Consider the following 25,971-nt stretch of genomic DNA (forward strand, 5'->3'; position numbering starts at 1 on the left):
ACGGGGCAGCGGACGAGACGTGAAAACTGGATAGTTGGGTCGACGCCGGGCGTCGGCACGTTCCACTGACCGTTCGCGCAGCACGCCGCCCGGTCCTCGTGCCGGCCTCTCGTCGACTCAAGGCAGACCCGTCGGGCGGATCACCGGCCCGACACCGCCGTCGCTGCGCAGAGCGGCGCGACCGTACAGGGAGACAGGACAGCCGTGGCACCACCTCAGGGACAGATGCGCCCCGGGCGGCAGCTCGCCGTGCTCGGGTTCATCTTCGTGGTCCTCTATCTTTTGGTGTTCTTCGCCGGCGCCAACGGCAGCTTCAAGGACCGGCTCGAGCCAAAGCTCGGCCTGGACCTTATCGGCGGCACCCGGATGACGCTGGAGGCGACCAACTCCGTCGACGGCAAGCCGCCGACGGCGGAGAACCTCGAGGAGGCCCGGCAGATCATCGAGAACCGGGTCAACGGGCTCGGCGTCGCCGAGGCCGAGGTGGTCACCGAGGGCAACCGGAACATCGTCATCTCCCTGCCCGGTGAGAACCGGAACCTCGACGAGGTGGGCAGCGCGGCCGAGCTGCGCTTCCGCAAGGTGCTGAAGGCGGCGGACGGCAGTGGGACGATCGCCGCGCCGCCGGCCGCCACGCCGACCCCGTCGGGCAGCGCCGTCCCGACCCCGTCCGGCGGCGCGACGCCGACCCCGTCGGGCAGCGGTGCGCCGAAGGCGACGTCGTCGCCCAGTGGCGGTCAGGGTGGCATGGCCCCCGCGTCGCCCAGCGCCACCCCGACGCCCTCCGCCTCGGCGAGCGCCGCGACGCCGACCCCGAGCGCCAGCGCCGAGCCGGTGCCGGCCAGCATCGAGGAGCAGCGCAAGGCCGTCGAGCAGAAGGTCGGCGCCGCCGCCTGGCAGGCCGCCAACGGGCTGCAGGCCCCGGCCGACCTGACCGCCGACCCGTCCCTCGGCGACAAGCTCAAGCCGTTCGGCACGCTGTCGCCCCAGGAGGTGGCGGTGCTGCCGGCGCAGATGCAGTTCAACGTGCCGACGATCGGCTGCCCGACGCAGCTCGACAAGCGCCCGCCGGCGTCGATCTCGGACCCGAAGCAGCAGGTCGTCGCCTGTGAGGGTGGCGCGTCGAAGTACCTGCTTGACCAGGCCAAGGTGCTCGGCACCGACGTGGACGACGCCGACGCGGTGCTCGACCAGACCAACTCCTGGGTCGTCAGCCTGGACTTCACCGGCGACGGTCAGAGCAAGTGGACCGCGCTGACCCGCGAGTCGTTCAACAACGAGGGCCAGGCCTGCGACGCGACCGCGCTCGGCCAGGACGGCAAGTGCCGGGTCGCCGTCGTGCTGGACAACGAGATCGTCTCCTCGCCGGAGATCCAGGGCGTGCTGACCGGCAACTCGCAGATCACCGGCAACTTCAACCAGAAGGACGCCAGCGCGCTCGCCGGCCAGCTCCGCTACGGCGCGCTGCCGGTGACCTTCGAGCCGCAGGAGCAGCAGAACGTCACCGCCACGCTGGGTGCCAGCCACCTGCGCGCCGGTCTGCTCGCGGCCGGCATCGGCATGCTGCTGGTCATCATCTACTCGTTCTTCTACTACCGGCTGCTCGGCTCGGTCATCTTCCTGAGCCTCATCCTCTCCGCGCTGCTGGTCTTCGGCGCGCTCGTGGTGCTCGGCCGGCAGATCGGCTTCACGCTCACCCTCGCCGGCATCGCCGGCATGATCGTCTCGCTCGGTGTGGCGGCGGACTCCTTCGTCATCTACTTCGAACGGTTGAAGGACGAGATCCGCGAGGGGCGCAGTCCGCGTAGTGCGGTGCCCCGCGCCTGGATCCGGGCCCGCCGGACGATCATCTCGGCCAACGCGATCACCCTGCTCTCCGCTGTGGTGCTCTACGTGGTGTCGGTCGGCACGGTCAAGGGCTTCGCCTTCGCGCTCGGTCTGGCCACCGTGCTGGACCTGGTCGTGGTGTTCCTCTTCCGCCACCCGATCATGACGATGTTCGCCCGGACCCGGGCGTTCCTGTCCCCGCGGGTCAGCGGTCTGGGTCGGGCGCTCCCGGCTCGCAACCAGCCGACTCAGCAGCCCCGCAACCCGCGCGCCAAGGAGGCCTGAGATGGCTCAAAACGGTCTGGCGAGCCGCCTCTACAACGGCGAGGCCGGTCTCAACATCGTCGGCCGACGCAAGCTCTGGTTCGGTGTGGCCGGGGTCCTGGTCCTGATCGCGATCCTCAGCTTCTCGATTCGCGGCTTCAGCCTGGGCATCGAGTTCGCCGGTGGTAACTCGTTCCAGGTGCCGGCCAGCGTCGGCACCCTGGACGACGCCGAGCGCGAGGTCAACTCGGCGCTCGCCGCGGAGAACACCGGCATCGAGGTGGTCACCGCGCAGAAGGTCGGAGGCCCCGGTGGCGACTCCTACGAACTGCGCACCGGGCAACTCAGTGCCGAGCAGGCCACCGCGGTCAAGGCCCAGATCGCCGAGGACCTCGGCATCAACGAGGACCAGATCAGCAACAACCAGGTCAGCGAGGCGTGGGGCAGCCAGGTCACCGAGCGCGCCGTGCTCGGTCTGGTCATCTTCATCGCGCTGGTGATGGTCTACCTGATCCTGCGCTTCGAGTGGCGGATGGCCGTCGCGGCGGTCGCCTCGCTGATCATGAATTTGATCCTCACCGCCGGTATCTACTCGCTGGTCGGCTTCGAGGTCACCCCGTCGACGATCATCGGCTTCCTCACCATCCTGGGCTTCGCGCTCTACGACGTGGTGGTGGTCTTCGACAAGGTCCAGGAGAACACCCGGGGCATCACCGCCAACAACAACCAGACGTACGGCGAGGCGGCCAACCTGGCCATCAACCAGAGCCTGATGCGGTCGTTGAACACCTCGGTGGTCGCGCTGCTGCCGGTCGGTGGTCTGCTCTTCATCGGTGCCGGCCTGCTCGGCGCCGGCACGCTGAAGGACCTCGGTCTGGTGCTGTTCGTCGGTATGGCGGTGGCGTTCCTGACCTCCATCCTGGTGGCCACGCCGCTGCTGGCGCTGCTGAAGAACTACGACCCGCGGATCCAGGCGCACAACAAGCGCGTCCTGACCCGTCGTGGCGCGATCGCCCGGGGCGAGGTCACCGGCAAGGGTGCGGCGAGCCCGGCTCAGGCCGACGCGACCGTCGAGCCGCTCGACCCGGACGCCGCGGCGCTGGCTGGCGCCGCCCCGAAGGTGGGCGCCCGGCCGGCGGGCAAGCGGCCGACCGGCGCCCGGGGCGGTCGCCCGGGTGGCGGCGGTAACCGGCCGGGTGGCGCGAAGCGGCGCTGACCTGACCGAAACACCCGAACGGGAACACCCGAACGGCGTCCGGCATGCTGTTGCCGGACGCCGTTCGTCGTCGAAGGGAAACGAGACAGCCGTGACGGAGACCCACAGCACCGAGGCGCGCGGGGACAGTGGTCCGGAGACCGCCCGACTGGTCGCCAGCCGGGTGCTGGACGTGCCCGACTTCCCGAAGCCCGGCGTCCTGTTCAAGGACCTGATGCCGCTGTTCGCCGACGGGAAGGTCTTCCGCGAGGTGGTCGACGGGATCGTCGCGTACCACGGGCGGGACGCCTTCGACGTGGTGGTCGGCATCGAGGCGCGCGGCTTCGTCGTCGCCGCTGCCGTCGCGTACGCCGCCGGGGTGGGAGTGGTGCCGGTGCGCAAGGCGGGCAAGCTTCCCCGCCCGGCGCACTCGGTCTCCTACGCCCTGGAGTACGGCGAGGCCACCCTGGAGGTGCACGAGGACGCCTTCACGGCCGGGCACCGGGTGCTGGTGGTGGACGACGTGCTGGCCACCGGCGGCACCGCCGAGGCGACGCTGGATCTGGTCGAGCGGGCCGGCGGGACCGTCACCGGCTTCACGGTGCTGCTGGAGCTCGGGTTCCTGGGTGGGCGGGAGCGGTTGGCGCAGCGTCCCGTTCACGCCCTGCTGACCGTTTAGGCCCTCTCGACGGGCCCGCGACCGTTTGGTGGCGGATCGGTCGAGGTGAAGCCGGTGCCGACCGTCCGGCGGAGCGGCAGGGGGCCGTCCGTGCGGGTAGCATTGCCCTTTGCCGAAGCCGGCGGCACACGTCCGGCGAGGCGAGACCAGGCCGACCGATGTTCGGTCGGTGTGTTTCCGGCGAGCGGTGAGGAGGCCGGTGTCCCACGATGTCGTCCCTCCGGCGGAGGGCACGGTGCACCCGACAGGCGACGCTGACGGCTCGGTGACCGACCGGACAGGCGACGTGCCGGCCCGGGTGACGGGCACCGGCAACGGCTCCAGCAGGGCTGCGAGCGAGAGCGCGGCCTCCCCGACCAGCGCCCCGCCGAGTGCCGAGGCGTCACCCGGCGCCGACGGGGTGGTGGTGCCGTTCCCGACGGACGCGGGCATCGACCCGTCGCCCAGCGGTGGCTTCGCGCTGTCCAACGCGCCCACCGGCCGGCGGGTCCGGGCCCGGTTGGCCCGGTTCAACGCGCCCTGGCAGACCTCCCAGGTCAGCGAGGTGCTGGAGCCGCTGATCGCGAGCCACCGGGACAACCACCCCAAGGCCGACGCCCGGCTGCTCCAGCGCGCCTTCGACACGGCGGCGCGGTGGCACTCCGGGCAGTACCGCAAGTCCGGTGACCCGTACATCACCCACCCGCTCGCCGTGGCGACGATCCTCGGCAACCTCGGGATGGACACCACCACGTTGGTGGCCGCGCTGCTGCACGACACCATCGAGGACACCGAATACACGCTCGACCAGATGCGGGCCGACTTCGGCGGCGAGGTCGCCCTGCTGGTCGACGGTGTCACGAAGCTCGACAAGGTCAAGCTGGGTGACGCGGCCAAGGCCGAGACGATCCGCAAGATGGTCGTGGCGATGGCCAAGGACCCGCGGGTGCTGGTGATCAAGCTGGCCGACCGGTTGCACAACATGCGCACCCTGACCTTCCTGCCCCGCCCCAAGCAGGAGCAGAAGGCCAAGGAGACGCTGGAGATCCTGGCGCCGCTGGCGCACCGGCTCGGTATGAACACGATCAAGTGGGAGCTGGAGGATCTGTCCTTCGGCACGTTGTTCCCGAAGCGCTACGAGGAGATCAACCGGCTGATCGGGGAGCACCAGCCGCAGCGTGAGGCGCTGCTGCGGCAGGTGACGCAGAAGGTGCAGACCGACCTGAAGGCCGCCAAGATCAAGGCGGAGACGACCGGTCGGCCGAAGCACCTCTACTCGATCTACCAGAAGATGATCGTGCGGGGTCGGGACTTCAACGACATCTACGACCTGGTGGGTGTGCGGATCCTGGTCGACACGGTTCGGGACTGCTACGCGGCGCTGGGTGTGATCCACGCCAACTGGCAGCCGGTGCCGGGGCGGTTCAAGGACTACATCGCCATGCCCAAGTTCAACATGTACCAGTCGTTGCACACGACTGTCATCGGGCCCACCGGCAAGCCGGTGGAGATGCAGATCCGCACGTACGCGATGCACCGCACCGCGGAGTTCGGCATCGCCGCGCACTGGAAGTACAAGGAGCACAAGGGCACCCAGATCGTCGGCCCGCCAGCGCACATCGACGAGATGACCTGGCTGCGGCAGTTGCTCGACTGGCAGCGTGAGGCGGCCGACCCGAGCGAGTTCCTGGACGCGCTGCGCTTCGACCTGTCCAGCCAGGAGGTGTACGTCTTCACCCCGAAGGGTGACGTCATCCCGCTGCCGACCGGCTCGACGCCGGTGGACTTCGCGTACGCGGTGCACACCGAGGTGGGGCACAAGTGCATCGGCGCGCGGGTCAACGGCAAGCTGGTGCCGCTGGAGTCGACGCTGTCCAACGGCGACGTGATCGAGATCTTCACCTCGAAGTCCGAGACCGCCGGCCCGACGCAGGACTGGCTGGGCTTCGTCAAGAGCCCTCGGGCGCGCACGAAGATCCGCCAGTACTTCAACAAGGAGCGGCGCGAGGAGGCGATCGAGGCCGGCAAGGACGCGATCGTCAAGGCGATGCGCAAGCAGGGCATGCCCCTGCAGCGGATGCTCACCTCCGACGCGCTCATGTCGATCGCACGGGACCTGCACCTGGCCGACGTGGCGTCGCTCTACGCGGCGGTCGGCGACAGTCAGGTCTCGGCGCAGTCGGTGGTGCAGAAGCTGATGGCCGCGTACGGCGGCGAGGAGGGCGCGGCGGAGGACATCGCCGAGACCGCCGTCGCCACCCGGCCGCCGCGCAGTCGGCAGAGCAGCAGCGATCCGGGCGTGGTGGTCCGGGGCGTCAGCGACGTCTGGATCAAGCTGGCCCGCTGCTGCACACCGGTCCCACCGGACTCGGTGTTCGGCTTCGTCACCCGCTCCGGCGGGGTGAGCGTGCACCGCGACGACTGCGCCAACGCGGAAGACCTGCGGGCGCAGAGCGAGCGGGTGGTCGAGGTCAGTTGGAAGCTCACCTCCGCCTCGACGTTCCTGGTCGCCATCCAGGTGGAGGCACTGGACCGGCACAAGCTGCTGGCCGACGTCACCCGGGTGCTCTCCGACGAGCGGGTCAATATCCTCTCCGCCACCGTCACCACCACCCGTGACCGGGTGGCGGTGAGCCGGTTCAGCTTCGAGATGGCCGACCCGAAGCACCTGGGCCACCTGCTGGCCACGGTCCGCAAGGTCGACGGCGTCTTCGACGCGTACCGGGTGACCTCCGGCGCCTGACCCGTACACACGAAAGCGCCCGCCGGCTCAGCCGGCGGGCGCTTCGTCGTTGCTCGGGAGTCAGCCCTGCGGGTTGCTCATGACGAGGTCCTTGATGACGACCTCCTTCTTCGGGTGGCCACCACCGGCCTGCTGGGCGAACGCCCCGTCGTCACCGGCCTTGGCCACGTCCTTGACGATGTCCAGACCACCGGTGATGGTGCCGAGCACCGTGTACGCCGGGTCCAGCGGCGAGTCGCCGTAGACGATGAAGAACTGGCTGCCGGTGCTGCCCGGCTGGCCGGAGTTGGCCATCGCGATGACACCCTCCGGGTACGGCGGGCGCTTGTCGGTGGGCAGGTTCTCCTCGGCCATGCGGTAGCTCGGGCCGCCCTGGCCGTCGGTGTCCCGCCAGCCGTTGCCGGTGGCGCTGGGGTCACCGCACTGCAACACCTTGATGCCCTCGGTCACCAGGCGGTGGCACTTGGTGTTGTCGAAGAAGTTCTTCTCCGCGAGGTAGGTGAAGCTGCCGGCGGTGCACGGCACCAGCGAACGGTCGACCTTGGCGGTGATCGGGCCGAGGTTGGTGTCGATCGTCATGGTCTGCACGCCGGTGCCGGACTGCTCGTTGCTGGGCAGCCCGACGTCCTTGATCTGCGGGGGCCGCTGATCGGTGGGCAGCGCGTTGAACGCGCACTCGGACGCCCCGGGCGCCGCGGCGGTGGTGTCGGGCTTGTCGTCGTCGCCGCCCAGGCTCACCGCCAACCAGACGGTGCCGGCGACCACGAGCACCAGCGCGACACCCGCGCTGACGATCGCCTGCGTCTGCCGGCGCTTGCGGGCCTTGGCCGAGCGCTCGGCCATCTCCTTCTCGAGCCGGGCGCGTGCCGCCGCGCGCTGCCGCTCTCTGGTGGACGTCACGCCTGGATCCTCCTGGCTGTCTGCTGCTGAGTGCCGACTGGGTGGGTGGTGGCGGCCGGTCAGCCGGCGCTCGGGCTACTGACCGGAGCGCCGGTGGCCGACGGCGCCGCACCGGTGACCGGCTCACCGACTGTGAGGCTCTGGATCGTCACGTCGGTGTTGGGCTTGACCTTGGCTCCGGTCCCATTGTCCACGGTCGGGAGGGCGCCGATCTTCTCCACCACGTCGAGCCCGCCGGTCACCCGGCCGATCACCGGGAACTTCGGGTCGGTGGTGGTGAAGTCCTTGAAGAAGAGCAGGAACTGGCTGCCGTTGCTGCCCGGCGGGTTGGAGATCATCGCGACGGTGCCCTTGGGGTACGTCGGCGGTTGGCCGGGGGCCGGGCTGGCCGACGGGGACGCCGACGGCACGGTCGGCAGTTCCTCGTCGTAGAACGAGTAGGTGGGCCCACCGAGGCCGGTGCCGCTGGGGTCGCCGCAGCGCAGCGCGCCGTCCGCGGTGATCTCGTGGCACTTGGTGTTGTCGTAGAACGACCGGCTCGCCAGGTGGGCGATGCTCGCCGCCGCGCACGGGGAGTTGGTCAGGTTCAGCTCGGCGGTGATCGGCGCACCCTGGTTGGTGGTCACCGTCATCGTCCGGGTGCCGTCGGTGGGCAGGTCCTTGGTCGCCGGCGTGCCGACGTCCTTGAGGTTGGTGTTGGCGGTCGCGTCCTGCGGAGTCCAGATGCAGGTCTCCGCCGCGTCCGTGTTCTGCTTCGGGTCGGAGTCGAACGCCCCGAGCGCCCAGGCCGAGCCGGCCACTACCAACACGAGGATCAGAGCGGCCCCGACTCCGGCCTGGATCTGCCGACGGCGCCGCAGGTTGGCGGCCCGGCGAGCCATCTGCCGGTCGAGCTTGGCCCGCGCCAGTTTGCGCTGCCGGTCCCTGCTGGAAGCCACCCGTGCTCCCCTTTCCTTCACCTGGTCGTCGCCGGCGGCCGGGCGTCCCGGCCCGTCCGGGCGTCACGTGTGTCGCGCCACACGCCCGCCAGAGTGTACGGCTAGCGACTGGGAATGTGGTGTACGAGGTTCCACCCCGTCCCGAGCAGCGCTTATCGGGAGTTGTCACTGTGCCTCACGGGGTGCCTGAGGCGGACGCGGCAAAGTCGGTGGGCATGCCCGTTAGGCTGCTGGCAGGACGACGACTGCTCGACGGAGAGGACAGCGCCCGTGCTCGTGGCCGGCTTTCCCGCGGACGCCTTCGGCACCAACTGCTACGTGGTCGCCACCGCGCCGGGGGAGCAGTGCGTGGTGGTCGACCCCGGCATCGGGGTGCTCGGCCAGCTCGACGCGCTGCTCGCCGAGCACCGCCTGCATCCGGCCGCCGTGCTGCTCACCCACGGCCACCTCGACCACACCTTCTCGGTCGCGCCGGTCTGCGGCGCGCGCGGCATCACCGCCTACGTGCACCCCGGTGACCGGGAGATGCTGGCCGACCCGTCCAAGGGCCTTTCCAGCGACCTGACGTCGCTGTTCGGGGGGCGGTTGACCTACACCGAGCCGGAGGACGTGGCGGAGCTGACCGACGGCGCCACGGTCACCCTCGCGGGTCTGGAGATCGCCGTCGACCACGCGCCGGGCCATACCGGCGGGTCGGTGCTGTTCCGGCTGCCGGGCGCGGGGTCGGGCTGGGAGGCCGACGAGCTGTGCCTCTCCGGTGACGTCCTCTTCGCCGGGTCGATCGGTCGCACCGACCTGCCGGGCGGAAGCATGCCGGCCATGCTCACCAGCCTGCGCGACAAGATCCTTCCGTTGGCCGACGACACTGTCGTGCTGCCCGGCCATGGGCCGGCCACCACCATCGGTCGCGAGCGCGTCAGCAACCCGTACCTCGTCGAGGTGGCGCAGGTCGGCGGCGGCCGACCGGCGGCGCCCACCCGGGGCCTCTAGACCTTCTCCGCGCCGCGCGCGGACCCACGACACCACCGCGCCGCGGGCGCGGAACCGCAAGGAGTACGCCGATGAGCAAGCCCACGCCCATCTCCGGTTTCCCGGAGTGGACCCCCGGTCAGCGGATGGTCGAGCAGTTCGTGCTCGACCGGATCCGGGCCACCTTCGAGCTGTACGGCTTCGCGCCGCTGGAGACCCGCGCGGTGGAGCCGCTGGACCAGTTGCTGCGCAAGGGCGAGACCTCGAAGGAGGTCTACGTGATCCGGCGGCTGCACGCCGACGCGGAGGGCGCGGGCGGCGACGACCAGTTGGGCCTGCACTTCGACCTGACCGTGCCGTTCGCCCGGTACGTGTTGGAGAACGCCGGCAAGTTGGCCTTCCCGTTCCGCCGCTACCAGATCCAGAAGGTGTGGCGGGGTGAGCGGCCGCAGGAGGGCCGTTACCGGGAGTTCGTCCAGGCCGACATCGACATCGTCGACCGGGACACCCTGGCCCCGCACCACGAGGCGGAGATGCCCCTGGTGATCGGGGACGCCCTGCGCTCGTTGCCGATTCCGCCGGTGACCATCCAGGTCAACAACCGCAAGATCTGCGAGGGCTTCTACCGGGGCATCGGGCTGACCGACCCGGAGGCGGCGCTGCGCGCTGTCGACAAGCTCGACAAGATCGGCCCCGCCAGGGTGGCCGACCTGCTGGCCCAGACCGCCGGTGCGAGCGAGGCGCAGGCCAAGGCCTGTCTGGCGCTGGCCGAGATCTCCGCGCCGGACGCCTCGTTCGCGGACGCCGTCCGCGCGCTCGGGGTGAGCGACCCGCTGCTCGACGAGGGCGTCGACGAGTTGGTCCGGGTGGTGGAGACCGCCGCCGAGCACTCGCCCGGCCTCTGCGTGGCGGACCTGCGCATCGCCCGCGGTCTGGACTACTACACGGGCACGGTTTACGAGACCCAGCTGCGCGGCTACGAGCGGTTCGGCTCGATCTGCTCCGGCGGCCGGTACGACAACCTGGCCAGCGCGGGCACGGTCTCGTACCCCGGGGTGGGGATCTCGATCGGGGTGACCCGGCTGCTCGGGCTGCTCTTCGGCGCGGGGGCGTTGTCGGTCTCCCGGGAGGTGCCGACCGCCGTGCTCGTCGCGGTCACGAACGAGGAGCGGCGGACGGCCAGCAACCGGGTGGCCGAGGCCCTGCGCCGCAGTGGCGTGCCCACGGAGGTTTCGCCGAGCGCGGCGAAGTTCGGTAAGCAGATCCGCTACGCCGAGCGGCGGGGGATCCCGTACGTCTGGTTCCCGGGCGTCGACGGAGCACCGGACGAGGTGAAGGACATCCGCTCGGGTGAGCAGGTCACGGCGGTCGCTCAGGAGTGGATGCCGCCGGTGGAGGACCTGAAGCCGACGGTCGGGTGAGTGTCTCCACTGGCGCTGACGGCCGCAGGGACCTACGGTAGCGTAAGTTACGCCACCGTAGGGAGCTTCTCGTGACCGTCAGCACCACACTGAGTCAGACCGCACTGCTCGTCGAGTTGGAGCCGGTGGTTGCCCGCAACCTGGACCGGCACCTCACTCTGGCCAAGGAGTGGTTCCCGCACGAGTACGTGCCGTGGAGCGAGGGGCGCACCTTCGACGGGCCGCTCGGCGGCGAGGCGTGGTCGCCGACCGACTCGACGATCCCGGACGTGGCCCGTACCGCGCTGATCGTGAACCTGCTGACCGAGGACAACCTGCCCTCGTACCACCACGAGATCGCCACCCTGTTCGGCCGCGACGGCGCGTGGGGCACCTGGGTGCACCGGTGGACCGCGGAGGAGGGCCGGCACGGCGTCGCGATCCGCGACTACCTGACCGTCACCCGCGCCGTCGACCCGGTGGCGTTGGAGCGGGCCCGGATGACGCACATGTCGGAGGGCTACACCAACGCCCACGGCGACGAGGTGCTGCACTCGCTCGCGTACGTCTCGTTCCAGGAGCTGGCCACCCGGATCTCGCACCGCAACACCGGCAAGGCCACCGGCGACCCCGCCTGCGAGGCGCTGTTGGCCCGGGTGGCCGCCGACGAGAACCTGCACATGGTCTTCTACCGCAACCTGCTCGCCGCCGCGTTCGAGCTGGCCCCGAGCCAGGCCATGCGGGCGGTCGCCGACGTGGTGGCCGACTTCCAGATGCCGGGTAACGGCATCGAGGGTTTCGCCCGTAAGTCCGTGGCGATCGCGCTGGCCGGCATCTACGACCTGCGCCAGCACCGCGACGAGGTGTTGCAGCCGGTGTTGCGTCAGTGGGACGTCTTCAACGTGTCCGGCCTCGACGCCGACGGCGCGGCCGCCCAGGAGCAGCTGGCCGCCCACCTGCAGGACCTCGACCGCGCCGCGAGCCGCTTCGAGGAGAAGCGCGACGCCCGAGCCGCCCGCCTAGCCGCCCGCTAACCCCCACCCCCCACCCCCCCAGGCCCCCTCCGCCCCCGTTGATCATGGCGTTGGCGGGTCGTTGGATCTCCGAACCGCCTGTCAACCTCATGATCACCCCGAGGTGGGTGGGGGAGGGGTGGGCGGGAGGGGGTGGGTGGGAGGGGGTCAGGGCTGGGGGAGGAGGAGGCAGGTGCTGGTGGCGTGGGCTATCAGGCGGTCGTTCGCGTCGGTGATGCGGGCCTCGGCCAGGGCTGTGCGACGGCCGCGTTGCAGCACCGTGCCCTCGCAGCGCAGGGTGCCGCTGTCGACGGTGACCGCGCGGAGGAACTTCACGTTGAGGTCCAGCGACGTGTAGCCGACGCCGGCCGGCAGGGTGGTGTGCACGGCACACCCGGCGGCGGTGTCCAGCAGGGTCGAGAGCACGCCACCGTGGACGGTGCCGAGGGGGTTGTAGTGGAACTCCTGCGGGGTCAGCTCGACGCTGACCCGCCCCTCGTCGGCCTGCATCCGGGTCATGTCGAGAAGGTGCATCACCGGCGGCGCGGCCAGTTCGCCGGCGATCATCGCGCGGAGCATGTCGATGCCGCTGCGTCGACCGACCTGCGCGGCGTTCGCCGCCGGGTCCGCCCAGCTGAAGGTGCGGCTGCGCCCCGGTTCCTGCGTCTGCGTCATGGACGCAGCCTGGCAGCGGTTGCTGAGTCTGTCAACGAGACCTAGCCTGGGCGAATGCGACCCGCGGCACTGGACTGGTCGGTGGACAACTGCACCATCGCCCGCGCGATGGAGATCCTCGGCGAGCGGTGGACCCTCGTGGTGCTCCGGGAGGTGTTCACCGGCGTACGCCGCTTCGACGACATGCGGGTGCGTACCGGCATTCCGCGTCAGGTGCTGACCAACCGGCTGGCCAACCTCGTCGCGCAGGGCGTGCTGAGCCGTGAGCCGTACCAGGAGCCGGGCAGTCGCGTGCGCCACGAGTACCGGCTGACGGAGAAGGGCCTGGACCTCTGGCCGGTGCTGGTCGCCGTGCTCGGGTGGGGCGACCGGTACCTCGCCGACCCGGAGGGACCGCCGCTCACCGTCGCGCACCGTGACTGTGGCGCGCCGGTACGTGTCGAGTTGCGGTGTGCCGATGGGCACGACGTGGAGCGGACCCGTGACGTCGTGCCGCGCCCGGGCCCCGGGGCCCGTCGCCGTACGTCCTGAAGCGATCCGCCGAGGTTGCCCACGCATCCGGCAGGCATCGATGATCGTGCGCACGAAAATCGACATCGGTGTGACGGTGGTTGTTCACCAGCGAGTCAGTGGTGTTGCGCCGAGATGGCCGACCAAGATCGGCAGATTCGGGCGAATCCAAGCCTTGTCAATGATCTTAAGTATGTGAATACTTCAGTTCACCCGGCCGGTTTTCGCAGATCGGCCGGGTTGTCCTCGGGTCAGTCGTCCCCCACGGCGAGACCCGCTCCCCCGCCCAGGAGGTTTGTTACATGCGACCCACGAGGTCCTCGTTCCGCGTCGCGGCGACAGTCGCCGTGTCCGGATCCCTGGTCGTCGGCGCGCTCATCGGCGCACCCGCCCAGGCCGCTCCCGCAGCCTCGCCGGACGCCGCCGCCGCGCTCTCCGCGGCTCTCGGCGACCGCTCGGCCGGCTCGTACATCGACGCCAGCGGCAAGTCCGTCGTCACGGTGACCGACGCCGCCGCCGCCAGCAAGGCGAGCAAGGCCGGCGCCGTCGTCCGCTACGTCACCCGCGGCGCCGCCGAGCTCAACCGGGCCACCGCCGAGCTGGAGCGCTCGGCCAAGATCCCAGGCACCGCCTGGTGGAGCGACCCGGTCACCAACCAGGTCGTCGTCTCCGTGGACAGCACCGTCACCGGGGCGAAGCTGGAGCGGGTCAAGGCCGCCGCCGCGCGGGCCAACGGCGCGGTCCGGGTCGAAGCCGAGGCCGGCGTGCTGAGCACCCGGATCTCCGGCGGTCAGGCCATCTACGCCGGCGGGGGCGGGCGCTGCTCGCTCGGCTTCAACGTGCGCAGTGGCAGCACCTACTCGTTCCTGACGGCCGGGCACTGCACCAACATCTCGGCCAGCTGGTACTCGAACTCCGCCCAGACCGCGCTGCTCGGCAGCCGTACCGGCACCAGCTTCCCGGGTAACGACTACGGCATCGTGCGGCACAACAACTCGGCCAACGCGGCCGGCAACGTCTCGCTCTACAACGGCAGCTTCCGCGACATCACCGGCGCCGGCAACGCGTCCGTCGGCCAGGCGGTGCAGCGCTCCGGCAGCACCACCGGCCTGCGCAGCGGCTCGGTGACCGCGACCAACGCCACGGTGAACTACGCCGAGGGTTCGGTCTCCGGTCTGATCCGCACCAACGTCTGCGCCGAGCCGGGCGACAGCGGCGGCTCGCTGTTCGCCAACACCACCGCCCTGGGCCTGACCTCCGGTGGTAGCGGCAACTGCCGCACCGGCGGCACGACCTTCTTCCAGCCGGTCACCGAGGCGCTCAGCCGCTACGGCGTCAGCGTCTTCTGATCGCACCACCGACCGCGGGCCGCCGGAGGTTTCCGGCGGCCCGCGCCGCGTTGACAGCCACCGGACCCCTCCGAACACGACGACGCGAAGCCGGGACCGGACGGTCCCGATCGCTGTCGGCAGACAAGCACGACGGCAAGGGGTACGCCCGCCTCGGCGGCCGCCACCAGCCGCTCGGTCAGCCCGATCCATGCCCCGTCGGTGAAGAGCTCGACGGCGAACCAGCCGACCAGCGCGAGGAGGACCACCGCCGTCGCGAGCCCCAGCCGGCGTACGGAAGCCGGAGCATGGCGGTGTTCCCCGTCGAGGGACGGACTCGCCCGACGGGGCAACGCCAGGGCCGGCCAGACAGCCAACGCTCCGAACGCCACACCGGCGGCCACGGCATGGGTCGTCGAGCCACCGGCCGGACGCTGCGGGAACGCGACAAGGATCAGGGTCGCCAGCCCACCCAGCGCGAGCAGCGCCCGACCCGCCGGCGCGGCGCTTACCAGACCGAGCGCGGTCACCAGGTGACAGATGCCCAGCCCGGCCAGCCCCAACGTCATGATCCAACGGTGATCCGCGCCAGTGGCGGCCAGCGCGCTGATGGTCTGCCGCACCGGGTCGAACCCGTCGGACTGGGCGGCCTGCGCCAGGGTCCAGCCACCGACGAGGAACACTGGTGCGCCACCGGCCGACAGCAGAGCCCAGCGGGGAACGGCAGACATCGGGCGATCGTAGCGATGCGACACCAACGCGGTTCCCAGACCGCGTTCGGGCCGCCCAGGCCGGGTTCGGGTGGGCGCCCGACGGCTGGATCAGACCGGGTGAGGTCTCACGGCAGCCGGTCGCCGGAAGCAGGCCCGCTCGAAGGTCCGAGCGGATCCGGGGGTACGACGCCGATGGTCGGCAGGTCCGGGCCGACGCGGACGGTGCCGCCGGTCGCCCAGGCGAGGTGCGCCCGCCGGGCGGAGAGCACCGCCAGCAGGGGCCAGAGGGAGACCGCCACCGCAGTGACCCGCTCGGCCAGTCCGGTACGGGATCCACTCGTCACCTCGAACGCGCACCAGCCAAACAGCGCGAGCAGCACGAGCGTGGCGCTCAGTCCCACCGCCCGGCGAAACGCCCACGGCGGCTCCGGTCGGGTGGGGTGCTCGCTGTCGTGACCGCGGGGCAGCCGCAGCGCCGAGCCAGCCGGCCAGAGCACGAGGGCGAGGACAGCCACCGTCGCCGCGACGCCGTGGCTGACCGAGCCGCCGACCGGCGGCCGGGGGAAGGCGACGAGCGCGATGGTGGCCACCCCACCGATCGCCAGCAGGAAGCGGCTCGGCAGCCCGGCCGCGTGTAGGACGGCGGCGACCGACAAGTAACAACAGCCGAGCAGCACCAGGGCCACCACCATGATCCAGGCATCGGTGGCGTCCTGTCCGGCCAGCTCGCTGATGGTGTCCCGGACCGGGTCGTACCCGACGGGCTGCCGCGCCTCCGCGACCGTCCAGCCGGTCACCAGCAACAGGGGTGCGGCGGCCGCCGTGGCGACGGCCCAGTTCGGTACGGCGCGCATTTCGCCACGTTAACCGGCAGGGCCGTCGGCCGAGCCGGGTTCGCCGGTCCGCCCCACCTGCGAATCACGCCGGCCTGGCGGGTGCCCCGGAGGTGGGACGGCCACCCCTGACAGAATGCCGGTGAGGACTGTTCCACGATGAGGAGTTGCCAGCCGTGATCCGTACCCACAATGCCGGAAGCCTGCGCGCCGCGGACGCCGGCTCGACGGTGACGCTCGCCGGGTGGGTGGCCCGCCGGCGCGACCACGGCGGGGTCATCTTCGTCGACCTGCGCGACGGTTCCGGCGTCGTCCAGGTGGTGTTCCGCGAGGAGGACGCGCACGCGCTGCGCAACGAGTTCTGCGTGAAGGTCGTCGGCGAGGTTACCCGCCGACCGGACGGCAACGAGAACCCGGAGCTGCCCACCGGCGAGGTCGAGGTGACCGCCGCCGAGTTGGAGGTGCTCTCCGAGGCGGCCCCGCTGCCGCTGCCGGTGGACGACCAGATCGAGGCCGGCGACGACATCCGGCTCCGGTACCGCTACCTGGACCTGCGCCGCAGCGGCCCGGCGAACGCGCTGCGGCTGCGCTCGCGCGCCAGCCACCTCGCCCGGGGCGTCCTGCACGAGCGGGACTTCCTGGAGATCGAGACGCCGACGCTGACCCGCTCGACCCCCGAGGGCGCCCGCGACTTCCTGGTTCCGGTGCGTCTCCAGCCGGGCAGCTGGTACGCGCTGCCGCAGTCGCCGCAGCTGTTCAAGCAGCTGCTGATGGTCGGCGGCATGGAGCGGTACTACCAGATCGCCCGCTGCTACCGCGACGAGGACTTCCGGGCCGACCGGCAGCCCGAGTTCACCCAGCTCGACATCGAGATGTCGTTCGTCACCGAGGACGACGTGATCGACCTCGGCGAGGCGATCGTCTCGGCGCTCTGGAAGGACCTGGCCGGGCACGAGATCAGCCAGCCGATCCCGCGGATCACCTGGCACGACGCGATGGCCCGGTACGGCTCGGACAAGCCGGACCTGCGCTACGGCGTGGAGCTGACCGAGCTGACCGAGTACCTGCGCGGCACCGAGTTCCGGGTGTTCGCCGGGGCGATCGATGCGGGCGGCTACGTCGGCGCGGTGGTCATGCCGGGCGGCGCGGCGCAGAGCCGCAAGGAGCTGGACGGCTGGCAGGACTGGGCGAAGGCGCGTGGCGCGCGCGGGCTGGCGTACGTGGTGCTGGACGCCGAGACCGGCGAGGCGCGCGGCCCGGTGGCGAAGAACCTCTCCGCCGAGCACCTGGGCGGGCTCGCCGACGCGGTCGGCGCCAAGCCGGGCGACGCGGTCTTCTTCGCGGCGAGCACGAACACCCGCGAGGCGCAGGAGCTGCTCGGTGCGGCCCGGGTCGAGATCGCCAAGCGGTCCGGCCTGATCGACGAGAGCGCGTGGGCGTTCTGCTGGGTGGTCGACGCTCCGATGTTCGAGCGCATTGACGAGGGCGGCTGGACGGCCGTGCACCACCCGTTCACCTCGCCGAACGCGGAGTGGGTGGACCGGTTCGAGGAGGCTCCGGACCGGGCCCTGGCGTACGCGTACGACATCGTTTGCAACGGCAACGAGATCGGCGGCGGGTCGATCCGTATCCACCGGGGTGACGTGCAGAAGCGGGTCTTCGACCTGCTCGGCATCACGCCCGAGGAGGCGCAGGACAAGTTCGGGTTCCTGTTGGAGGCGTTCAAGTACGGCGCCCCGCCGCACGGTGGCATCGCCTTTGGCTGGGACCGGGTGTGCATGCTGCTCGCCGGGGCCGACTCCATCCGTGAGGTCATCGCCTTCCCGAAGACCCGTGGTGGGTTCGACCCGCTGACCAGCGCTCCCACGCCGATCACCGCCCAGCAGCGCACCGAGGCCGGCATCGACGCGAAGCCCAAGCCGCCCGCCACCGCCCACACGGGCACCGCAGGCGGAGCAGCCCCGGTAGCCGACCCGGTCTGACCCCACCCCCGGCCCCTGCTTGGTTGATCAAGAGGTTTGCGTCATCATCGCCCGGCGAGATGACGCAAACCTCTTGATCGTTAGCGGGGGAGTGGGCTCCGGTGCGAGTGCTTGTTGTCGGGGGCAGTGGGCTTCTGGGGCGTGCGGTGTGTTCCCGGGGGATCAGCGCCGGTCTGTCGGTTGTGGGGACGTTTCACTCCGGTGAGATCGGCGTGCCGGGGGTTGACGCACGGCGGCTGGACGTGACCGACCGGTCCGCCGTGCGCGCGCTGGTCGCCGATGTGCGGCCGGACGCCGTGGTCGGCACCCCCTACCGGTACGGGGACTGGGCGGTCACCGCCGACGGGGCTGCGCACGTGGCGCTCGCCGCCGCCGAGGCCGGTGCCCGGCTGGTGCACGTGTCCAGCGACGCCCTGCACGCCGGCCGACCCACGCCGTACGCCGACGACGAACCACCGACGCCGGTGCACGCGTACGGCGCCGCGAAGGCCGCGGCCGAGACCGCCGTGCGGGCGATCGACCCCGGCGCGGCGCTGGTGCGTACCTCGCTGATCCTGGGTGAGGGCAGCAAACAGATCCAGCTCTGCCGGGACGCGCTCGCCGGCCGGGCGGTCCTGTTCTCCGACGAGCTGCGGTGCCCGATCGACGTCACCGACCTGGCCGACGCCGTGCTGGAACTGGTCACCTCGTCGTACGCCGGGCTGCTCAACGTGGCCGGCCCGGACGCGGTGAGCCGGGCGGAGTTGGGTCTGCTGGTCGCCGAGCGGTACGGCCTGGACCCGGCCGGGCTGAAGACCACCACCGGGGCCGCCCTGGGCCTGTCCCGGCCCCTCGACGTACGCCTGGACTCCGCCCGAGCCACCGGCCTGCTGCGAACGCGCCTGCGCGGGGTACGCGAACTCCTGGAACCGTGAAACCGGGTGCACACTTTCTCTGCATACTAGTTGTGCACGGAAAGTGTGCAGAGATAGTGTGCAGCTCATGGCGCACGATGAAGCGACAGCGCGGCCGGCACCGCGTGAGGTGCGGATCGACAAACGGCAGGTCCGGGTGCTGGCCCATCCGCTGCGGATGCGGCTGGTCGGGGCCCTGCGCGTGAAGGGGCCCGCCACCGCCACCACCCTGGCGGAACTGCTCGACACGAACACCGGCGCGACCAGTTACCACCTGCGCCAGCTCGCCGATGTCGGGCTGGTCGTCGAGGATCCCGACCGGGGCAGCGGCCGGCAGCGCTGGTGGCAAGCGGCACACGACGTCACCAACTGGGACGCGACCGACTTCGACGACGACCCCGACGCCCGGGCCGCGATCGAGTGGATCCAGGGGGACCAGGTGCGGCTGCTCGCCGAGACCGCCGACCGCTGGTTCGCCACCCGGCACGAGTGGCCGCCGGCGTGGCGGGACGCCTTCGGCATGAGCGACATCTTCATGACCATCCCCGCGGCCCGGCTGGAGGAGCTTCAGGAGGAGGTGTGGAAGGTGTTGGAGCGGTATCACCGCGAGGCCGACAGCGCCGCCCCCGTAGACCCTGATGCCCGCCCGGTGCAGGTCTTTCTGGCCAGCTACCCGCTACCCGAGCGCCTTCGGTGAGCGCGAGGAGTGAGTCGGGTTTGCGAGCCCCGCAGTCGCGAACGGACGGTGGTTCGGTGAGCGCGAGGAGTGAGTCGGGTTTGCGAGCCCCGCAGTCGCGAACGGACGGTGGTTCGGTGAGCGCGAGGAGTGAGTCGGGTTTGCGAGCCCCGCAGTCGCGAATTGAGGAGACGCCGTGAGCGCGCTGACCGTACGCCAGGTTCGGGGTCGTTACCTCACGCTCTACGGCCTGCGGTGGTTGCCCACGGGTCTGATGATCCCGGTGATGATCCTGCTGATGCAGGAGCGCGGCCTGTCGTTGCCGCAGATCGGCCTGGTCGGCACCGCGCAGGGGTTGTTGGTGCTGGCGCTGGAGTTGCCCACCGGCGGGCTCGCCGACGCGCTCGGTCGCCGACCGGTGCTGCTCGCCGCCGGGGTGCTCAACCTGGCGTCGCTGGCGTTGTTCGCGGTGGCCGACTCGTTCGTGCTGTTCTTCGTCGTCTGGGCCCTGCAGGGCGTCTACCGGGCGTTGGACAGCGGCCCACTGGAGTCCTGGTACGTCGATGCCACGTTGGCCGCCGACCCGGACGCGGAGTACGAGCGCGGTCTGGGATACGCCGGCACCGTCATCGGCGGGGCCATCGCCGGGGGCGCGCTGATCAGCGGCGGTCTGATCGCGCTGGGTCCGATCGGGCCGGTCACCGCGCTGACGGTGCCCGTGCTCGCCGCCATCCTGGCGCAGGTGATCGCTCTGGTCGCGTTGGTGGTGCTGCTGGTCGAGGAGCGGCCGGCCACCGGGCTCGCGGCGCTGCGGTCCTCGGTGGTGCAGGCGCCCCGGATGATCGGCGAGGCGGTCGGGCTGCTGCGCCGCTCCCGGGTGCTGCTGGCCCTGGTGGCGGTGGAGCTGTTCTGGGGCTTCGGCATGGTCACCTTCGAGTCGTTGCTGCCGGTCCGGCTCGCCGAGGTGATCGGTGATCCGGAACGTGCCGCCGCTCTGCTCGGACCGGCGAACTCGGCCGCCTGGCTCGCCTCGGCGGCGGGCGCGGCGCTGACTCCGCTGCTGTTGCGCTGGTTTGGCGCCGCTCCGGGGGCCGCTCTGCTGCGCATCCTCCAGGGCGTGACGGTGGTCGGGATGGGTCTGTTCGCCGGGCCGGTCGGGGTGCTCGTGGCCTACCTGGCCTGCTACGCCGTGCACGGCGCGTCCAATCCGCTGCACAGTGGGCTGCTGCACCGGCAGGTCGACGGCCCGTACCGGACCAGCGTGCTCTCGCTGAACTCGATGATGGCGCAGCCGGCCGGCGCGCTCGGCGGGGTGGTCCTGACCGCTGTCGCCGCCGCCGCGGGTGTCAGCACCGCGATGGTGGTCGGCGCTGTGGTGTTGGCCGTCGCCGCGCCGCTCTACCTGCCCGCCTGGCTGGCCGGCCGTCGGGCCGCCCCAGCCGTGGAACCGGCCGTGGTCCCCGTGCCCGCCGAGAGATGACGGGACGTCGCCGGCACCTCAGGCGAGGCGGATCGAGCTGAGCGGGAGGGTGGAGGTGTAGCCGAGTCGACGGTAGAGCCGGGCCGCAGCGACGTTGTGCGTGTAGACGCCGAGCCCGACGGTGTCGTGGCGTGCCAGCAGCGCCCGGGTCATGCCCGCGGTGAGGGACGCGCCCAGCCCGCGTCCTCGTTGGTCGGGGGCGACGGTCAGGCCGGCGACGAAGCCGATGTCGCCCTGGCTGCGGTCGGCGCCGCACGCCACCAGGCGGTCGCCGGCGCGGATGCCGTACCAGTCGACCACCCTCGGGTCGCCAGGGCGGGAGGTGCTGCTGGGGAACGCCTCGTCGACCAGTGCCGTGAGTGCGGGAACGTCGGCGTCGGTGAGGCGTACCACCGGCTGCTCGTTGGGCTGGACCGCCGGTGCCGTGGTCGTCCAGTGGAAGTCCCAGTCACTGTGGTCGGCCACCGCGAGCCGTCCGGTCAGCAGACCGCGATCGTGCCGGGGCAGGTGCAGCCGCTGTCCCGGGCGCAGCATCCCGTCGGCGGCGAGCGCGACACAGATCTCCAGCGCTGGTTCGGCCGGGCCGATCGCGCAGCCGGCCGGCCCGTGCTCGGGCGGAACCATCCACAGCACGGCGCCGTCGCGCTGGTACGCGGCCGTCGGCGTGGCCCGCCCGAGCGCGTGCCGGGCGAACGGGTGGTGGCCGACAGCGCCCAGGACGGCGTCCCGGTTCGTCAGCACCTGGTCGTCGTTGATCATGGACCCAGCCTAGGAGTCGAGGGCGGCGTGCCTGCGCCGGGTTGCCCCGTTCCACCATGGAGATTGGCGAGCCGACCGATTGGGTACATCACGCGCCGACCTACTGGGAACCCCCACCGGAGGACCGACATGCTCGCCATTCTCGCGGCCATCGTCTTTGGCTTCGCCCTGCTGCTCGACCTGCTCAACACAGACTTCGGAGCACCGGACCTGTTCAACTGGAACACGCTCGTGCTCATCGGGCTCCTCCTGCTCTCGCTCTACCTCGGCGGTGTCGGCAGCGGCCCGCGCGGCGGTGGCGGCGGCCGCTGGTACCGGGGCCGGCGCCCCGGTCGTGGCTGACCGGAACCGATCACCGGTGGCGGGCCCCCGGCGCGATTCCGGCGTCGTGGGCCCGGCCCGGTACTGTCTTCGTGATGGAGTCCGACGCCCTCTTCTCCCTCGGTGAACCCGCCGGGTCGCGCAGCGCGCCCGACGGTCCCGCCGGTGTCGACGGCTTCACCGCGGTGGCCGACGACTCACCGCTGCCCGTCCGCATGCGCCCCACGAGCCTCGACGAGCTGATCGGGCAGGACCACCTACTCGCCCCGGGAGCCCCGCTACGGCAGTTGGTCTCCGGCGGTGCCCCGATGTCGGTGATCCTCTGGGGGCCGCCCGGCAGCGGCAAGACCACCATCGCGCATCTGGTGGCCGGAGCGACCGACCGCCGCTTCGTCGCGATGTCGGCGCTCTCCGCCGGCGTGAAGGACGTGCGGGCGGTAATCGAGACGGCCCGCCGCCAGCGCCGCTCAGGCGGCCCGCAGACCGTGCTCTTCATCGACGAGGTGCACCGGTTCAGCAAGACCCAACAGGATTCGCTGCTCGCCGCCGTCGAGGACCGTACTGTCACGTTGCTGGCGGCCACCACCGAAAACCCGTACTTCTCGGTCATCTCACCGCTGTTGTCGCGGTGCGTACTGCTCACCCTGCAACCGTTGGACGACGAGGCGGTGCGGGGCCTGCTGCGACGTGCGGTCGTCGACAAGCGCGGTCTCGACGCGGCGCTCACACTGACCACCGAGGCCGAGGACCACCTGGTCCGGCTCGCCTCCGGTGACGTCCGCAAGGCACTCACCGCGCTGGAGGCGGCGGCGGCCTCCGCCACGGCGCTCGGCACCGGCCGGATCGACCTGGCCACCGCCGAGCAGGCGGTCGACGTGGCCGCGGTGCGTTACGACCGCGACGGCGACGCCCACTACGACGTCGTCAGCGCCTTCATCAAGAGCATGCGCGGATCGGACGTGGACGCCGCCGTGCACTGGTTGGCGCGCATGCTGGTCGCCGGTGAGGACGCCCGGTTCATCGCCCGCCGCCTGGTCATCTTCGCCAGCGAGGACGTGGGTATGGCCGACCCCGGGGCCCTGAGCGTCGCCACCGCTGCCGCGCACGCGGTCGAGTACGTCGGGCTTCCCGAAGCGCAGCTCAACCTGGCCCAGGCGGTGATCCACCTGGCCACCGCCCCCAAGTCGAACTCGGCCACCACCGCCATCGGGGCCGCGATCGCCGACGTCCGGGCCGGTCGGGGCGGATCCGTGCCACGGGGGTTGCGCGACGCGCACTACGCCGGAGCCCGGGGGTTGGGTCACGGGACCGGCTACCGCTACCCGCACGACGACCAGCGCGGCGTGGTCACCCAGCAGTACGTCCCGGACGACCTGGTGGGCACCGACTACTACCAGCCCAGTCCGCACGGGGCGGAACGGGCGGTGGCCAGCCGGCTACCCGTGCTGCGCCGCATCGTGCGTGGACTGCCGGCCCCGGCCGGCCGCCCGGACACCCCGGCAGTCGAGCCACCCGTAACGGCGCAGACCGCGTCGGCGCTTCCTGGCGAGAGTGGTCGCCCGGCGACGGGCACGGGCGCCACCGGCACTATGCAGGACAGCGGCACCGACGCCGCAGGAGAGGGTCAACAGTGAGATCGCGTGGTGGGGACCGCCCGGACGAGGGCGCGGACGAGCGGCGCGATCCCCGCGCCAAGGCGCGTCGCTGGGGTCGGGGTCGGGCGGCGGAGCCCGAGCCGGAGGAGCCGGTCGCCGGCGAGGAGTTCGGTTGGATCGACGACCTGCGCTCGGCCAAGCAGCAACGCACCGAACTGGGCCCGGACGGTGCCCCGGCAGAGCCGACCCGCCCCGCCGGGGGTGCGCCGGCCGGGCCGCAGCGGGGTGCGCCGGGTGGTGCGCGCGCAGGCGTACCGGCGCCGCCGGAGGCCCCGGGGCCGCCCGCGCAGCGGCAGAGCGATCCGGACGGCCCCGGCCCTCGTCGGCCGACCGACGGCCCCTGGCCGGGGGAGGCACCGCCGGCGGCCCGCCGCCCGGACGAGCGGCCCCCCGCAGCCGGCCCCGGTGCTCCTGGCCAGCCGGCGCGTCGCGGTGTGCAACCGGTCCCCGGCGCCCGCGCCGCCGCGCCGCCGTCACCACCCACGGCCCGTCCGGTCGGCGGCGACCCGGCCGGCCCGCCGGGCCCCCACCCGGGCACTGACACGCCCGGCGGTCCCGTCCGTGCCCGCTCCGCAGCGGCTCCCCCCGGGCCACCCGTGGGCCCTCCGAGCTCCGGCGCCCCGACCGGGCGTCGCCCCGAAGCCGCCGTACCGACCGGTCGTCGCCCGGATCCCAACGCCTCCGGTGGACAGGCGGACGCCGTGCCTCCGCTGCGCCGTCCGGACGCCGTCCCGCCGGGCCGTCGGCCGGGCCCGGAGCCCGTCGAGCCCGGCCGCTCCCGGCCGCCGGCCGACGGCACGCCCGCCGGTCGCCGGCCCGCCGGACCCGCGCCCGATCCGGCACGGGCGGCCGGGCCGTCCGCCGCCGGCGTGGCTCGGTTCGACGGCGCGCCCGCGGGCGCCGTACCCCAGGCCGCCGACGGCCCGCGCCCCGACCCCGCCATCGAACACGACCCACGCACCGCCCGGCGCCGGCCCGGCCCGGTCGACCCCGGGGCACCGGAGCCCACCGGCCGCCGTGCCGCCGAGCCCGCCCGCCCCGCAGGCGGCGGCCGTCGCCGTGCCGCCGAACCCGACGAGCCGGTGGTGCCCCGCTCGGGTAACGCCCCACCGGTGCCCGCGGCGTCCGGCGGCCACAGCGGCGCGACGCCCACCATCGTCCCGGCTGACGGCGCCGGTCGCCGCCGGGCCGTCCCCGACGAACCGGAGCGGCGTACGCCAGCCGGCGGCGAACCCCGGGTGGACCGCCCGGAGCGGCCCGCCGACTGGCTGCGCCAGGCCGGTCGCCTGCCGCACACCGATCCGGGTCTGCCCGTCGTCAACCGCCGAGGGGCCACCCCGCCACCGCCGGGTCGGCGCGCCGCGCCACCTGCCAACACGGGAGACATCGTCGACCGGGCGGCCGGTCGACTCGGCGTACCGGACCCGGCCGCGGAGCGCCCTGCCGCCCGCCGGCCCGCCGGCCCGCCGGCCGACCCGGGAGCGGAGGCGACGACAGATCGTCGCGCCGCCCGCCGGCCCGCCGGCCCGCCGGCCGACCCGGGAGCGGAGACGACGACAGGTCGTCGTGCCGTCCGACCGGACGCGTCAGGTTCCACCGGCGACCAGGCTCTGCCCTATCCGCCGTCTCCCGGTGACCGACCCGGCCGAGGTCGAGGCGCTGCGGCACCCCCACCGGACCCGACCGGTCGACGTGGTCGTGCGGCGGCCGGGCCCGGTCCGGACGGGACGCCCGCTGCCGATCCGACCGGTCGGCGACGTCGTCAGTCGGCGGAATCCGGCCCCGACGGCTCGGCTGGTCCGGGCCGACCGGGGCCCCGCGGCGACGAACCGTACGTCGCGGGACGCCCCGCGCCCGGTGGCGGTCCTGCCGCGCCGGCTCGTGGCGCTGCCCGCTCCGCCCCACCCGGACGGGTCCGGCCCGTCCCGGGGGACGCCCCTGCGCCGGGCGTCGGCCGGGGCGGCATCGACGGCCCACCCCGCCCCGGCGCGGAGGCTCGCGGCGCTGCCCGTCCGGAGGGTCCGGCTCGTGCCGCGGTGCCTCCCGGTGTGGACGGCCCAGCTGGTGCGCGTCCCGACGGGACCGCCCGTGTCGCGGTGCCCCCGGGTGTGGACGGCCCGCCACGTGCGCGTCCGGAGGGCCCGGCCCGGGCCGCCGTCCGCCCACCGGGCGCCGCGCAGCCACCCCTCGTCGACGAACGAGCGGGCGGTCCGCCGATCGCCCGGCCCGCGCCCTCCGA

General features: G+C 72.3%; 21 protein-coding genes. 15 read left to right on the plus strand and 6 right to left on the minus strand.

The window, feature by feature from the left end; genetic code table 11:
- Positions 1–204: 204 nt before the first annotated feature.
- From secD to O7631_RS16400, 4 genes are all read left to right on the plus strand, one after another.
- On the plus strand, positions 205–2,112 hold the full coding sequence (secD, locus tag O7631_RS16385) for a protein translocase subunit SecD (RefSeq protein ID WP_278144998.1): 1,908 nt from the start codon (positions 205–207) through the stop codon (positions 2,110–2,112).
- 1 nt (position 2,113) lies between these two features.
- Positions 2,114–3,307: a protein translocase subunit SecF gene (gene secF / locus O7631_RS16390; RefSeq protein WP_278144999.1), complete on the plus strand. Its 1,194-nt coding sequence runs from the start codon at positions 2,114–2,116 to the stop codon at positions 3,305–3,307.
- Positions 3,308–3,398: 91 nt separating this feature from the next.
- Positions 3,399–3,965: an adenine phosphoribosyltransferase gene (locus tag O7631_RS16395; protein ID WP_278145000.1), complete on the plus strand. Its 567-nt coding sequence runs from the start codon at positions 3,399–3,401 to the stop codon at positions 3,963–3,965.
- A gap of 199 nt (positions 3,966–4,164) precedes the next feature.
- Complete coding sequence (locus O7631_RS16400) at positions 4,165–6,687, plus strand: bifunctional (p)ppGpp synthetase/guanosine-3',5'-bis(diphosphate) 3'-pyrophosphohydrolase (protein ID WP_278145001.1); 2,523 nt, start codon at positions 4,165–4,167, stop codon at positions 6,685–6,687.
- 60 nt (positions 6,688–6,747) lie between these two features.
- Here O7631_RS16400 and O7631_RS16405 read toward each other — a convergent pair whose 3' ends face one another.
- Positions 6,748–7,587 carry a peptidylprolyl isomerase gene (locus O7631_RS16405; RefSeq protein ID WP_278145002.1) on the minus strand — a complete coding sequence of 280 codons (840 nt, stop codon included), beginning with the start codon at positions 7,585–7,587 and terminating at the stop codon, positions 6,748–6,750.
- Positions 7,588–7,646: 59 nt separating this feature from the next.
- Entirely contained in the window at positions 7,647–8,525 is an 879-nt protein-coding gene (locus tag O7631_RS16410; protein WP_278145003.1) for a peptidylprolyl isomerase, read from the minus strand.
- A 270-nt stretch (positions 8,526–8,795) separates the two neighbouring features.
- Here O7631_RS16410 and O7631_RS16415 point away from each other — a divergent pair, with 270 nt between their 5' ends.
- The 3 genes from O7631_RS16415 (at position 8,796) to O7631_RS16425 (ending at position 11,928) form a co-directional block, all read left to right on the plus strand.
- A complete protein-coding gene (locus O7631_RS16415) occupies positions 8,796–9,515 on the plus strand; it encodes an MBL fold metallo-hydrolase (RefSeq protein ID WP_278145004.1) in 720 nt (239 codons plus the stop codon).
- A 71-nt stretch (positions 9,516–9,586) separates the two neighbouring features.
- Positions 9,587–10,915 (plus strand): histidine--tRNA ligase, encoded by a 1,329-nt coding sequence (gene hisS / locus O7631_RS16420; protein ID WP_278145005.1) that lies wholly within the window; start codon positions 9,587–9,589, stop codon positions 10,913–10,915.
- Between the two features lie 71 nt (positions 10,916–10,986).
- On the plus strand, positions 10,987–11,928 hold the full coding sequence (locus O7631_RS16425) for an acyl-ACP desaturase (protein ID WP_278145006.1): 942 nt from the start codon (positions 10,987–10,989) through the stop codon (positions 11,926–11,928).
- A 147-nt stretch (positions 11,929–12,075) separates the two neighbouring features.
- On the opposite strand, the gene O7631_RS16430 is transcribed toward O7631_RS16425, so the two are convergent.
- Positions 12,076–12,582 carry a PaaI family thioesterase gene (locus O7631_RS16430; RefSeq protein ID WP_278145007.1) on the minus strand — a complete coding sequence of 169 codons (507 nt, stop codon included), beginning with the start codon at positions 12,580–12,582 and terminating at the stop codon, positions 12,076–12,078.
- Positions 12,583–12,636: 54 nt separating this feature from the next.
- Between O7631_RS16430 and O7631_RS16435 the strand changes: the two genes are divergently transcribed.
- Positions 12,637–13,113 (plus strand): helix-turn-helix domain-containing protein, encoded by a 477-nt coding sequence (locus O7631_RS16435; protein WP_278145008.1) that lies wholly within the window; start codon positions 12,637–12,639, stop codon positions 13,111–13,113.
- 281 nt (positions 13,114–13,394) lie between these two features.
- On the plus strand, positions 13,395–14,441 hold the full coding sequence (locus tag O7631_RS16440) for a S1 family peptidase (protein WP_278145009.1): 1,047 nt from the start codon (positions 13,395–13,397) through the stop codon (positions 14,439–14,441).
- Here O7631_RS16440 and O7631_RS16445 read toward each other — a convergent pair.
- Entirely contained in the window at positions 14,420–15,151 is a 732-nt protein-coding gene (locus O7631_RS16445; protein ID WP_278145010.1) for a DUF998 domain-containing protein, read from the minus strand. The two genes, O7631_RS16440 and O7631_RS16445, sit on opposite strands and share 22 nt — an antisense overlap.
- A 107-nt stretch (positions 15,152–15,258) precedes the next feature.
- Positions 15,259–15,987 (minus strand): DUF998 domain-containing protein, encoded by a 729-nt coding sequence (locus O7631_RS16450; RefSeq protein ID WP_278145011.1) that lies wholly within the window; start codon positions 15,985–15,987, stop codon positions 15,259–15,261.
- Between the two features lie 155 nt (positions 15,988–16,142).
- Here O7631_RS16450 and aspS point away from each other — a divergent pair, with 155 nt between their 5' ends.
- From aspS to O7631_RS16470, 4 genes are all read left to right on the plus strand, one after another.
- Positions 16,143–17,948 (plus strand): aspartate--tRNA ligase, encoded by a 1,806-nt coding sequence (gene aspS, locus O7631_RS16455; protein ID WP_278145012.1) that lies wholly within the window; start codon positions 16,143–16,145, stop codon positions 17,946–17,948.
- 101 nt (positions 17,949–18,049) lie between these two features.
- A complete protein-coding gene (locus O7631_RS16460; RefSeq protein ID WP_278145013.1) occupies positions 18,050–18,862 on the plus strand; it encodes a sugar nucleotide-binding protein in 813 nt (270 codons plus the stop codon).
- A gap of 67 nt (positions 18,863–18,929) precedes the next feature.
- A complete protein-coding gene (locus O7631_RS16465) occupies positions 18,930–19,538 on the plus strand; it encodes a helix-turn-helix domain-containing protein (protein ID WP_278145014.1) in 609 nt (202 codons plus the stop codon).
- Between the two features lie 175 nt (positions 19,539–19,713).
- Complete coding sequence (locus O7631_RS16470) at positions 19,714–20,997, plus strand: MFS transporter (protein WP_278145015.1); 1,284 nt, start codon at positions 19,714–19,716, stop codon at positions 20,995–20,997.
- 18 nt (positions 20,998–21,015) lie between these two features.
- On the opposite strand, the gene O7631_RS16475 is transcribed toward O7631_RS16470, so the two are convergent.
- Positions 21,016–21,756, minus strand: coding sequence for a GNAT family N-acetyltransferase (locus O7631_RS16475; RefSeq protein ID WP_278145016.1), 741 nt, complete (start codon positions 21,754–21,756; stop codon positions 21,016–21,018).
- 129 nt (positions 21,757–21,885) lie between these two features.
- Here O7631_RS16475 and O7631_RS16480 point away from each other — a divergent pair, with 129 nt between their 5' ends.
- On the plus strand, positions 21,886–22,098 hold the full coding sequence (locus O7631_RS16480) for a hypothetical protein (protein WP_030488373.1): 213 nt from the start codon (positions 21,886–21,888) through the stop codon (positions 22,096–22,098).
- A gap of 74 nt (positions 22,099–22,172) precedes the next feature.
- The gene (locus tag O7631_RS16485) at positions 22,173–23,711 is read left to right on the plus strand and encodes a replication-associated recombination protein A (RefSeq protein WP_278145017.1); all 1,539 of its coding nucleotides are present in this window, start codon (positions 22,173–22,175) and stop codon (positions 23,709–23,711) included.
- The last annotated feature ends 2,260 nt before the right edge of the window (positions 23,712–25,971 follow it).

This window comes from Micromonospora sp. WMMD967, from assembly GCF_029626165.1.
GTDB lineage: Bacteria > Actinomycetota > Actinomycetes > Mycobacteriales > Micromonosporaceae > Micromonospora > Micromonospora taraxaci.

Excerpts from the sequence above, each read along its gene's own strand:
- secF (WP_278144999.1), top strand. The coding sequence starts at position 2,114 with ATGGCTCAAAACGGTCTGGCGAGCCGCCTCTACAACGGCGAGGCCGGT.
- hisS (WP_278145005.1), top strand. The coding sequence starts at position 9,587 with ATGAGCAAGCCCACGCCCATCTCCGGTTTCCCGGAGTGGACCCCCGGT.
- O7631_RS16430 (WP_278145007.1), bottom strand. The coding sequence starts at position 12,582 with ATGACGCAGACGCAGGAACCGGGGCGCAGCCGCACCTTCAGCTGGGCG.
- O7631_RS16435 (WP_278145008.1), top strand. The coding sequence starts at position 12,637 with ATGCGACCCGCGGCACTGGACTGGTCGGTGGACAACTGCACCATCGCC.
- O7631_RS16440 (WP_278145009.1), top strand. The coding sequence starts at position 13,395 with ATGCGACCCACGAGGTCCTCGTTCCGCGTCGCGGCGACAGTCGCCGTG.
- O7631_RS16445 (WP_278145010.1), bottom strand. The coding sequence starts at position 15,151 with ATGTCTGCCGTTCCCCGCTGGGCTCTGCTGTCGGCCGGTGGCGCACCA.
- O7631_RS16450 (WP_278145011.1), bottom strand. The coding sequence starts at position 15,987 with ATGCGCGCCGTACCGAACTGGGCCGTCGCCACGGCGGCCGCCGCACCC.
- O7631_RS16465 (WP_278145014.1), top strand. The coding sequence starts at position 18,930 with ATGGCGCACGATGAAGCGACAGCGCGGCCGGCACCGCGTGAGGTGCGG.
- O7631_RS16475 (WP_278145016.1), bottom strand. The coding sequence starts at position 21,756 with ATGATCAACGACGACCAGGTGCTGACGAACCGGGACGCCGTCCTGGGC.
- O7631_RS16480 (WP_030488373.1), top strand. The coding sequence starts at position 21,886 with ATGCTCGCCATTCTCGCGGCCATCGTCTTTGGCTTCGCCCTGCTGCTC.
- O7631_RS16485 (WP_278145017.1), top strand. The coding sequence starts at position 22,173 with ATGGAGTCCGACGCCCTCTTCTCCCTCGGTGAACCCGCCGGGTCGCGC.